At 42.4% G+C, this 10,938-nt stretch carries 13 protein-coding genes; 3 read left to right on the top strand and 10 right to left on the bottom strand.

Annotated features, from left to right (window positions below; translation table 11 throughout):
• From FTU70_RS12095 to FTU70_RS12075, 5 genes are all read right to left on the bottom strand, one after another.
• The coding region (locus tag FTU70_RS12095; RefSeq protein WP_257218308.1) for a GTP-binding protein at positions 1–145 on the bottom strand (145 nt) is incomplete at its 3' end.
• A 95-nt stretch (positions 146–240) separates the two neighbouring features.
• On the bottom strand, positions 241–2,376 hold the full coding sequence (fusA, locus tag FTU70_RS12090) for an elongation factor G (protein ID WP_004975278.1): 2,136 nt from the start codon (positions 2,374–2,376) through the stop codon (positions 241–243).
• 131 nt (positions 2,377–2,507) lie between these two features.
• On the bottom strand, positions 2,508–2,978 hold the full coding sequence (gene rpsG, locus FTU70_RS12085; protein ID WP_004975277.1) for a 30S ribosomal protein S7: 471 nt from the start codon (positions 2,976–2,978) through the stop codon (positions 2,508–2,510).
• Between the two features lie 191 nt (positions 2,979–3,169).
• Positions 3,170–3,544, bottom strand: a complete 375-nt coding sequence (gene rpsL / locus FTU70_RS12080; protein WP_000246374.1) for a 30S ribosomal protein S12 — start codon at positions 3,542–3,544, stop codon at positions 3,170–3,172.
• Positions 3,545–3,683: 139 nt separating this feature from the next.
• Positions 3,684–5,192, bottom strand: coding sequence for an EcsC family protein (locus FTU70_RS12075; protein WP_167846213.1), 1,509 nt, complete (start codon positions 5,190–5,192; stop codon positions 3,684–3,686).
• Between the two features lie 284 nt (positions 5,193–5,476).
• Here FTU70_RS12075 and FTU70_RS12070 point away from each other — a divergent pair, with 284 nt between their 5' ends.
• A complete protein-coding gene (locus FTU70_RS12070; RefSeq protein WP_004975268.1) occupies positions 5,477–6,706 on the top strand; it encodes a beta-ketoacyl synthase N-terminal-like domain-containing protein in 1,230 nt (409 codons plus the stop codon).
• 18 nt (positions 6,707–6,724) lie between these two features.
• Entirely contained in the window at positions 6,725–7,177 is a 453-nt protein-coding gene (hemJ, locus tag FTU70_RS12065; RefSeq protein WP_004975266.1) for a protoporphyrinogen oxidase HemJ, read from the top strand.
• A gap of 117 nt (positions 7,178–7,294) precedes the next feature.
• Here the strand turns inward: hemJ and FTU70_RS12060 are convergent, their stop codons facing one another.
• A complete protein-coding gene (locus FTU70_RS12060) occupies positions 7,295–7,642 on the bottom strand; it encodes a hypothetical protein (protein WP_004975264.1) in 348 nt (115 codons plus the stop codon).
• A 106-nt stretch (positions 7,643–7,748) separates the two neighbouring features.
• Positions 7,749–8,408, bottom strand: coding sequence for an HAD-IA family hydrolase (locus FTU70_RS12055; protein ID WP_019837216.1), 660 nt, complete (start codon positions 8,406–8,408; stop codon positions 7,749–7,751).
• An 88-nt stretch (positions 8,409–8,496) separates the two neighbouring features.
• Between FTU70_RS12055 and FTU70_RS12050 the strand changes: the two genes are divergently transcribed.
• Positions 8,497–9,264 (top strand): hydroxymethylpyrimidine/phosphomethylpyrimidine kinase, encoded by a 768-nt coding sequence (locus tag FTU70_RS12050; protein WP_167846215.1) that lies wholly within the window; start codon positions 8,497–8,499, stop codon positions 9,262–9,264.
• Positions 9,265–9,327: 63 nt separating this feature from the next.
• Here the strand turns inward: FTU70_RS12050 and FTU70_RS12045 are convergent, their stop codons facing one another.
• The 3 genes from FTU70_RS12045 to sugE all read right to left on the bottom strand — a co-directional run bounded on the left by FTU70_RS12045 (position 9,328) and on the right by sugE (position 10,922).
• The gene (locus FTU70_RS12045) at positions 9,328–9,966 is read right to left on the bottom strand and encodes a nuclease-related domain-containing protein (protein WP_180060654.1); all 639 of its coding nucleotides are present in this window, start codon (positions 9,964–9,966) and stop codon (positions 9,328–9,330) included.
• Between the two features lie 51 nt (positions 9,967–10,017).
• Positions 10,018–10,509 (bottom strand): methylated-DNA--[protein]-cysteine S-methyltransferase, encoded by a 492-nt coding sequence (locus FTU70_RS12040; protein WP_004975257.1) that lies wholly within the window; start codon positions 10,507–10,509, stop codon positions 10,018–10,020.
• A 95-nt stretch (positions 10,510–10,604) separates the two neighbouring features.
• Positions 10,605–10,922: a quaternary ammonium compound efflux SMR transporter SugE gene (sugE, locus tag FTU70_RS12035; RefSeq protein WP_004975255.1), complete on the bottom strand. Its 318-nt coding sequence runs from the start codon at positions 10,920–10,922 to the stop codon at positions 10,605–10,607.
• Positions 10,923–10,938 lie beyond the last annotated feature (16 nt).

The following is a 10,938-nucleotide window of genomic DNA, read 5'->3' as shown; positions in this document are numbered from 1 at the left end:
CAGCGTAATCTTTCGCTTCACCACCAAACTTACGTGCACATACTGTAGCAATCGCAGCTGTTAAAGTTGTTTTACCATGGTCAACGTGACCGATTGTGCCCACGTTAACGTGTGGCTTATTACGTTCGAACTTAGCCTTAGCCATGAGATCTTCCTTTTTAAAACAACTCATGGAGGATCACTCCATGAGCATTAGGTTTTTTAACTATGAATTAGTTTGCGCTTATAGTAATCGAAAGATTACTCGTCGTCACCTTTTTTACCACCAGACTGGAATTTAGCAATGATGCCATCTGCCACGTTACGTGGAGTTTCAGCATATTTAGCAAATTCCATAGAGTAAGTCGCACGACCTTGAGACATAGAACGCATGTGTGTTGCGTAACCAAACATCTCTGCAAGTGGAACTTCTGCACGAATTGCTTTAGTACCACCAGGTAAGTCGTCCATACCTTGAACCATACCACGACGACGGTTTAAGTCACCCATGATATCGCCCATGTAGTCTTCTGGAGTTTCTACTTCAACTTTCATGATTGGCTCAAGAAGAACAGGATCTGCTTTCATGAAACCGTCACGGAATGCGTAAGAACCCGCCATTTTGAACGATAATTCGTCAGAGTCGACATCGTGGTAAGAACCGTCGAATAATGTCGCTTTAATGCCTACAACTGGGTAACCAGCCAAGACACCATTCTTCATACGTTCTTGGATACCTTTGTCTACTGCACCGAAGAATTCTTTAGGTACTACACCACCTACAACTTCTTCAGCGAATTCGTAGTCTTTACCAGCTTCAGGATCAAGCGGCTCTAAACGTACGAATACGTGACCGAATTTACCTTTACCACCAGTTTGACGTACGAATTTACCTTCTTGCTCAATCGTCTTTTTGATCGTTTCGCGGTATGCAACCATTGGTTTACCAATGTTCGCTTCTACGTTGAATTCACGCTTCATACGGTCAACGATGATGTCAAGGTGAAGCTCGCCCATACCCGCAATGATCGTTTGACCAGATTCTTCGTCTGTACGAACGCGGAATGATGGATCTTCTTTCGCCAAGCGACCTAAAGCAACTGACATTTTTTCTTGGTCAGCTTTAGTTTTAGGTTCAACAGCCAATGCAATTACTGGCTCTGGGAATTCCATACGCTCTAGTGTAATTACGTGGTTTTCGTCACATAATGTATCACCAGTGGTTGTATCTTTAAGACCTACACACGCTGCGATGTCACCTGCACGAATTTCTTCGATGTCGTGACGGTCATTTGCGTGCATCTGTACGATACGACCAATACGCTCACGCTTCATTTTCACTGGGTTATAAACCGGGCTACCCGCTTTAAGAACACCAGAGTAAACACGTACGAACGTTAAGTTACCAACGAATTTGTCGTTCATGATTTTGAACGCTAACGCTGCGAAAGGTGCTTCGTCAGACGCTTCACGAGAACCTTCAGTTTCGTCTTTGTCGTCTAAGATACCTTTGATCGCTTCAACGTCAGTTGGTGCAGGTAAGAATTCAATTACTGCGTCCAACATACGTTGAACACCTTTGTTTTTGAATGCAGAACCACACATTGCAGGTTGAATTTCACCCGCTAATGTACGTTGACGTAAACCAGCAACGATTTCTTCTTTAGAAAGTTCGCCATTTTCTAGGTACTTGTCCATGAGTTCTTCTGATGCTTCTGCAGCAGCTTCAACCATGTTCGTACGCCATTCTTCAGCAGTTGCTTGAAGGTCAGCTGGAATCTCACCGTATTCAAACTTCATACCTTGTGAAGCTTCATCCCAGATGATTGACTTCATTTCGATTAAGTCAACAACACCTGTGAATGTGTCTTCTGCGCCCACTGGAACAACGATAGGCACTGGGTTTGCACCCAAGCGAGTTTTCATTTGTTCAACAACGCGGAAGAAGTTTGCACCTGTACGGTCCATTTTGTTCACGAACGCTAAACGAGGTACTTTATATTTGTTTGCTTGACGCCATACAGTTTCAGACTGAGGTTGTACACCACCTACAGCACAGTAAACCATACATGCACCGTCAAGAACACGCATAGAACGCTCAACTTCAATTGTGAAGTCAACGTGTCCTGGGGTGTCAATTACGTTAATACGGTGTTGGTCAAATTGGTTACCCATACCTTTCCAGAAGCATGTTACAGCTGCTGAGGTAATAGTAATACCACGTTCTTGCTCTTGTTCCATCCAGTCAGTTGTTGCTGAACCTTCGTGAGTTTCACCAAGTTTGTGACTTTCACCTGTATAGAACAAAATACGTTCTGAAGTTGTTGTTTTACCCGCATCGATGTGCGCAGAGATACCAATGTTACGGTAACGAGAAATTGGGGTTTGACGTGCCATGATTTCTAGCATTCCTAAATTTTGTTGTTTAAAACAGGACGCTTTAAGCTGCCTAGCAACTTAAAGCGATTTGATGACAATTCAGTGACAACCGATTCATCACCCTCCTGATTAGGGCCTGTTTTATCCGCTTAGAAACGGTAGTGAGAGAAGGCTTTGTTGGCTTCAGCCATACGGTGCACATCTTCACGTTTTTTGATCGCTGCGCCTTTACCTTCAGATGCATCAAGCAACTCGCCAGCAAGACGTAACGCCATAGTTTTTTCAGAACGCTTAGCAGCAGCATCTACCAACCAACGCATCGCTAAAGCAGTACGACGGGATGGGCGTACTTCCATAGGAACTTGATAAGTAGCACCACCAACACGGCGTGCTTTTACTTCGACCATTGGACGAACTTTTTCAAGCGTAGCTTCAAAAAATTCAACTGGGTCTACTTTAGATTTTTCTTGAACGCGGTCTAAAGCACCGTAAACGATACTTTCAGCAATAGATTTTTTACCATCTTGCATTACGTGGTTCATGAATTTAGCGATTGTTTGGCTGCTGAATTTAGGATCCGGAAGGATTTCACGAGCAGCGACTACGCGACGTCTTGGCATTTTAAACTACCTATAAATATGACACTTCAGGGTGATCCAGCCGTAGCACAAAGTGTCGTGTGCATTTCGCTGGCCTTACTACACGTCGCTTGAATTTCACAAAATTAAATGCAGAAATCAGACAAGCGAGACGATAAAGGATTGCAGTTCTACGAACTAATCTACGAACTAAGAGTTTAATCTTTAGAAGATTATTTCTTAGGACGTTTAGCACCGTATTTAGAACGTGACTGGTTACGATCTTTCACGCCAGCACAGTCTAAAGAACCACGAACGGTATGGTAACGTACACCTGGTAAGTCTTTAACACGACCACCACGGATAAGAACAACACTGTGCTCTTGTAGGTTGTGACCTTCACCACCGATGTAGCTAGAAACTTCAAAACCTGAAGTTAAGCGAACACGGCAAACTTTACGCATTGCTGAGTTAGGTTTTTTAGGTGTAGTTGTGTAAACACGTGTACAAACACCACGACGTTGTGGACAAGCCTTCAACGCAGGAACTTTTGATTTTTCAACCAAAGTCGTACGACCCTTACGGATCAACTGATTTGTTGTTGCCATGTGGCAATTCTCCCGTTAATAAAAAGCCCCAAAAACATACTACTTTTTGAGGGCATGCAATTGTAAGCGAAGATAGAAAAATGGTCAATATTTCATAGGCAGTTAAAATACCAACCAAATTTCTACTTATCACTTGTTTTTATTCAGCTTTTGGCTTGCGAGCACTTGTACGAGTTCTCGGCTTTTTTGTAACCTGCTTTGCAGTTTCTTTGCTTGATGTTACTGGATTTTCCGAAACAGTTTCAGCCACTTGAGTTGAATCTTCCACTGGCTCCAAAGCATCTTCCAGCCTATATTCATCAATTTCTTCTGCAGGTACAGCAGGTTTTTGCGGTGCAACTTCAGCATGTGGCTCTAGCATTTGATCTGCCAATTCTTCTAGACCTTGCTGAATATTTTCATCGAGTTGTGCTGCAGTTGTTTCCACTTTGTTCGATTTTTTCTGCACTTTTACCGTTCTGATACTTTCATGGTCTGATACGGTTTGCAGCAAAGCATCTGACGGCGCAGATTCTGCTCTCTCTTGCCCCTCTACTAATGCATCTTGCTCTGCATGTTTGGCTTCATTGCCCTTCAACTGCTCTAAGAGTTTAGGCGCAGCCTGTGCCAGCAATTCCAACGATTTTTCATACGCATGAATGGCAGATAAATTGCTGTCTTTATGCTGAATTAAATAGCTACGGGCATTGGAAAATACTTGCTGTGCCTTGTGATGCACATCTTCCACTAATTTCCAGCTATATACCGCACTCACCGATGCGGTTGCTACAGGCGTGAGTTTATTCAACATGGAAAACTTAGGTACATGATTCAACCACGGCCATTTGACTTGACCTTGCTCATTTAAGAAGTATTTCTTTAATACCTCATAATCATTGCTTGAACCGAGCATATTTTGCAATTGATGCACATCATGAGTTTGCAGCATATTAGATAAGGTTTTTAGCCCCATCAACACTGCTTGCTTTTCTGCAATGACGCCTAAATCAATTTGTTTAAAAATAAACTGAACAATTTCTTGCTCAGTGTCTTTATTCAGTTCAAAACCGTAGGCACGCCCAACCTGATAAATGGTACGTAAAGACATCACAATAGATGCAGGCACATCAATGGTTGAACCGATTACTCCTGTTGCACCTGTCAATGCGCCTTGCAGTGATGCAATCCATTTATTTTGTTCTGCAAGTGCCTGACTAATTCGTTTAGAACGATCTACATCTTGAGTCAATTCTTCTAAATCGCGCACACCTGCTTGATCAAGCACATCATCAACAGAGCTAATATTGGAGGTAAAACTATTCAGCTGATCAAATAAATAATCTGAAATTTTGTCGGAAAAATCGGGCGACACAAAACTCGCTACCTGATTGACGCGATTATAGTGACGTCCTAAAAGCTGACGTGAAACTTGTGGCACATGCTGTCTGAGCATGTGTTGAGGATTGTCATACTGACGCGCTTGAAAAGCACTAAAACTACGTGCCTGACCTTCAATAATTTGCCCTGATTTTGCACTGTGCTCATCCTTCGCTACAGTACCCGGTGCAACTTGCTGCAATACATGGATGCCTGTACTGCTGAGCTTTTTAGCCACCCCAATCGCATTCGAGAAGAATCCGCTTGATTGTTTATTCTTGGAATCTGACATTCTTACTCCTCATTTTTAATTTCTATGATTTATGGGTAGATACTAGGTGTAGTCTAAGTTTATCTCAATATGATTGTGTATCTTTTGGTTGGCTTCCTGCATCTCATTTACCGCTTCGCTGCGGTTTGATCTTCCCTGCAAAGTGGCATCATATTTGCCATAAGAATTCAAAATTCTTTCTGCTATTATGAACGCAATTGTAAGACATGAGTCACACCGTATCAGCGATTGCTTGGCAGTCACGGTGTTCGGCTCAACATTATCACCATAAAAGGGATCTGTAGATGAAACGTGTTGTAATCACCGGCATGGGCATTAACTCGTGCATTGGTAATACTTTAGAAGCTGTGACTCATTCTTTACAAAACGGTATTTCTGGGACACGTTCCAACCCAACTTATGCTGAACTTAATTTTAAAAGCCACGTAAGTGCAGCAGCAGAACAAAACTTTAACCACATTGACCGTAAATTAAAACGCTTTATGGGCGTGTGTGCGATGTACGCTTACAACGCTGCAGTAGATGCCATTGAACATGCGGGCTTAAAGCAAGAAGATTTAGCAGGCAACCCACGTTACGGTATCGCGGGTGGTTCAGGCGGTAACTCAACTGCATCTGTTGCAGAAATGATTGAGCTACTTGAAGAAAAAGGCGCACGTAAAATTGGCCCGTTCTTCGTACCACGTAACATGTCGAACACCATTACGGCAAACTTGGGTGTTGCGTTCAAATTACAAGGTATCGCGCACTCAATTACCAGTGCATGCGCAACTTCTGCCGATGCAATTGGTTATGCCTACAACCTAATTCAATTGGGTAAACAAGATTTAATGCTTGCAGGTGGCGGTGAAGAAGATCACTGGTCACAAAGCTTATTGTTTGATGCGATGGGTGCTTTGTGTTCTAAATACAACGACACACCAGAAACAGCATCTCGTCCGTACTCTGCAGACCGTGATGGTTTCGTCATTGCAGGTGGTGGTGGTTTCGTGGTTCTTGAATCACTTGAACACGCACAAGCACGTGGTGCAAATATTTTAGCTGAAGTGGTTGCGTATGCTGCAAACTCTGACGGTGCAGACATGGTTGCACCAAGCGGTGAAGGTGCAACACGTTGTATCTTGATGGCTTTAGACGAAGCGAAACAACACGGTGTAGACGCAATTGACTATGTGAACACACATGGTACTTCTACTCCAGCAGGCGACGTGACTGAATTGAAAGCCATGGAACGTGCGTTTGGTGAAGGTAAAGTGCCTGCTCTTAGCTCAACGAAGTCAATGACTGGTCACAGCTTGGGTGCTGCAGGCGTTCAAGAAGCAATTTATTCTGTCTTGATGATGCAAAACGACTTCATTGCACCAAACATCAACGTCACTGAACTTGATGAAGGCGCGAAAGCATTTGATATCGTACTTGAAAAACGCGACACAAAATTGAATACTGTGATGAGTAACAGTTTTGGTTTTGGCGGTGTAAATGCCTGCCTTATTTTCAAGAAGTGGGATGAATAATCTCCTATAGGATAGTCGATGGATGCACCTTCTGATGCTTTTTTATGGGTAAAAGCATTACATATTATTGCCGTGGTTTGCTGGTTCGCTGCATTGTTCTACTTACCACGTTTATATGTTTACCATGCCATGAGTGAAGATACACTGAGCCATCAGCGTTTTGAAATCATGGAGCGCAAGTTGTACCGAGGGATTATGTGGCCGTCTATGATTGCCACCCTCATCACGGCACACTTTTTGGTAGATTGGGGCGATGCGACCCGCAATTACCACGATGCGTTATGGTTTTACCTGAAAGTAGCATTGGTCGGTTTATTGGTGATTTACCATTTGGTTTGTGGCTATTACCGCCAAAAACTGATTGGCAATGCGCATTATAAATCACACAAGTTCTGGCGATTCTTCAATGAAATGCCGACTGTGCTGCTATTAGCGATTGTAATTTTAGTCGTGGTAAAACCACAGTTCTAAAATTTGAAACGCCAAGTATCCTGACATCTCAACCTGATTCGGTTGTAAAAAAACCTCAGTGCAAAGAACTGAGGTTTTTTTATGGGTGACAACTAAAAACAGCACTTATGCTTTAATTCAACGTATTTGTGAGTAAGGCTGAAAGCCCAATGCCGCTGCTTGTTTCTGCTGAGATTGAGGAATCGTGACAATAGCAATTTTTCCATCTGCACCACCACAGACCTGTGCATACATCCGCCCATCTGAACCTACACTGGCCCGCTTCACCTGAATCTGTGCTTGCTGTAAACGCTGAACAATTTCCGTAAGGGTTAAACCTGAATCTGGCTCACACTGTCGATGTTGCAATGATGTGTACATTTCGACCTGCGCAGTAGGTGTTGTGGATGTAGCAGCATGATTGGCACATGCAGTCATCAGTATTGAAACCGCTACTACTGCAATAGATTGACTAAATATCTTCATCACATACCCTCTTTCAATATTAAAATTAAATATTCAAATTAAATATTGAAGCACGATCTTTGCAATAACACTGCGCTAGAAATGCAAACAGATGTAAGCATCTCGCTCATCCAGATAACTGTTCAAGCACCGACAAAATTTGCGCAAAACACTGAATTCTATGTTTTGGTGCAGCCAAGTCTAACTCCTGAGCCGAACCATAGCCGTATTCGACTGCAACACAATCGACTCCATTGGCTCGTGCACCTAAAATATCGTGTTCACGATCTCCAATCATTAAACATTGTTCAGGTTGCAATTGTTCTTGCTGCAAAATATAGGCAATTAAATCCGCTTTATTGGTACGCTCACCATTTAGTTCGCTACCGTAGGGATATTCAAAATATTGCAATAAATCGAAGTGATCTAAAATTTGGCGTGCATAAATTTCAGGTTTGGCTGTTGCTAAAAACAGTCGATAGCCTTGCTGTTTTAAATCTGCCAATGTTGCAGCAACATCTTCAAAGACATGATTTTCAAATAAGCCTGTTGCAGCAAAACGCTCTCGATAGCCTGCTAAGGCTTGCTCTGCCAATACGTCATGCACATCTACATGAAGTAATTTTGCCAAAGAGGCTTTTAAGGGCGGCCCGATAATCCAATCAATATTTTCCGTATCTGCAATAGGATGTCCAACCTTAGCCAAACCATAACGCGCAGAAGCGGTAATGCCCTCTTTCGGGTCGGTCAGCGTGCCATCTAAATCAATTAAAAGGTTCTTTATCACAATGTCAGCCTATGTGCCTAAATGACTATCGAGTGTTACTCCAAAGTTGCCTATACTAACGTAAATAGAAGCAATTAAGGATATGTGTGTGCGACCAACAGTACTATGTTTTTCTGGTTTAGACCCTTCGGGTGGCGCTGGTTTACAGGCTGATATTGAAGCCGTTGGCAATAGCGGTGCACATGCAGCGATTGCCTGCACAGCACTGACCATTCAAAACTCTCAGCAAGTATTTGGCTTTAAAGCAACGTCTAAAGAATTGTTATTGGCGCAAGCCAATGCGGTGGTGAATGATTTGCCCATTAAAGTTGTAAAGTCGGGCATGTTGGGCACCACTGACAATATTGCAGCGCTGGCAGATTTTTTACGTGCACATCCTGATTATTTATATGTGCTTGACCCTGTTTTGGTTGCCAATAGTGGTGGTTCTTTAGGTAATCAAGCGACTTTGGTTCAGGCATTTGTCGAGTTGATTCCACTGGCGACTTTAATCACGCCAAATACTGTGGAATTACGTGCCTTAACGGGTGAAGATGATTTAGAACGCGCAACAGCTAAATTATTTGCAATGGGCGCGCAGGCCGTTTTGGTCAAAGGTGGGCATGAAGATACCCCTGATCATATTCGTAATGCACTGTATATTAACAATGAAATGGTTTCAGAAACCCGCTGTCCACGGCTTGAAGGTGAATATCACGGTTCAGGCTGTTCATTGGCGAGCTTTATTGCAGGGCGCTTGGCAATGGGAGATCAACTGAAACAAGCGGTACAACATGCTGAAACTTGGTTGTTTGGTGTGCTTAAATATGCGGAAACGCCTGTACCGAACGGACAGAAAATTCCGAAAAGGTTTTAGTGCTTATCGTTCAACTCCTTCAAACCCTGATCACCTTGTATCAGGGTTTTTCATTGCAACTTTTTAACGTTCGTGCCGTTGTTTCAAATTTTCGACATGTTGACGATTGGTTTTCCAAGACTTATCAAGTAGTTCTTTTTCAATTCTCAGCTGAATACGTTTCAGTTTCATCGGTGAAATGACTTCATGCCGAAAACCTTTGACATACTCAACCCATGCACTGCCTTTAAAAACATTGTTGGGCAAAGAGGTCTTAAACTCACAGTCTGGCATAAATACAATCACAGAATGCAGATATTCAGGCTCGACAATATCGCTCAATACTGATTCCAAAACTTTTATATGCTTATAGTTCTGATAGATAGGATTTTGAAACTTGTAGGTCTTTTTATAAATTTTTTGTGTCCATACTTTTTGGCGTTCTCCACCAAAAATCCAGCCTTTATAGTTTTTTGTTTCAATCACAAAAACCCCAAAAGGACTCAATAAAATATGATCTATTTGAGTTGTTCCTGCGAACTCATCAGGCAAAGTTACATCATTCAACAAGATATAACGTTCATCTAAATACAACTTCACATGCGTACTTACTGCGAGTTCCCCCACCTTTCCCTTTAGAAAAGGTTTGAAAATTTTGATAAGCCCTACACCTGCAACAAGCAGAATAAGCCACCAAAACTGCAACAATAATGTTTTTAACATTTCCCCTGCTCTATTTTATTTTGATCAAAATTGTTGTTGAATCTCAGTCATTTAAACTTTTGAAGTTGAAGATTCTAACTTTAACAAAATCGCTTTATTATCCAACCCGCCTGCAAAGCCCACCAATTTTCCACTTGCACCCACCACCCGATGACACGGTGCAATAATCGAAATTGGATTTTTGCCATTTGCCGCCCCTACGGCACGCATCGCATTCTCACTACCAACTTGTTCGGCAATTTGCTTATAACTACGAGTTTCCCCAAAAGGAATGCTTAATAACGCCTGCCAGACTTTCTTCTGAAATTCAGTGCCTTCAAAATCAAGAGGCACATCAAATTGCTGACGCTGACCTGCAAAATACTCTTGGAGTTGCTGCTGAGTTTTGAGCAAAATTGGATGATCATCTTGTCGAACTAAACTGGCTAAACGTACCCGTTTATGATCTTCGTTATCCCACATTACCGCAACCAATGCGTGATCGTGAGCCACCAATTTAAGCACGCCTACAGGAGTGTCCATTTCAGTAAATGCCAATTGCATTATTTTTCTCCTCAAGCAGGTTGGGTATCAGGTCATCCTGTTTTTAACTCAAACCGATCTGTTATTGAGCACACACTAAAAGACTGCATTCCAAGTTAGCTGGATGAAATTTTCATAAGCACCAAACCTGAAATAATCAGAACTGCAGCCAACATACGCATAGCACTGGCAGGTTCGCCTAAAACAAAAATACCGACTAAAAATGAACCGACTGCGCCTATACCTGTCCAAATCGTATAAGCCGTGCCTAATGGCAAAGTACGCATGGCATAGGCCAAAAGCGCAAAACTTAAAATCATAAAAAAGATAGTCACGATACTGGGCGTTAATTTACTAAAGCCGTCAGACAACTTCATGGAGTATGCCCAAACCACTTCAAAAATACCCGCCAATATCAACATCATCCAGGCCATAACGCCCTCCTTCAAT

Source organism: Acinetobacter sp. YH12135, from assembly GCF_013418565.1.
In the GTDB taxonomy this organism is placed as follows: Bacteria; Pseudomonadota; Gammaproteobacteria; order Pseudomonadales; family Moraxellaceae; genus Acinetobacter; species Acinetobacter towneri.
This window is presented reverse-complemented; position numbering and strand designations above follow the sequence as displayed.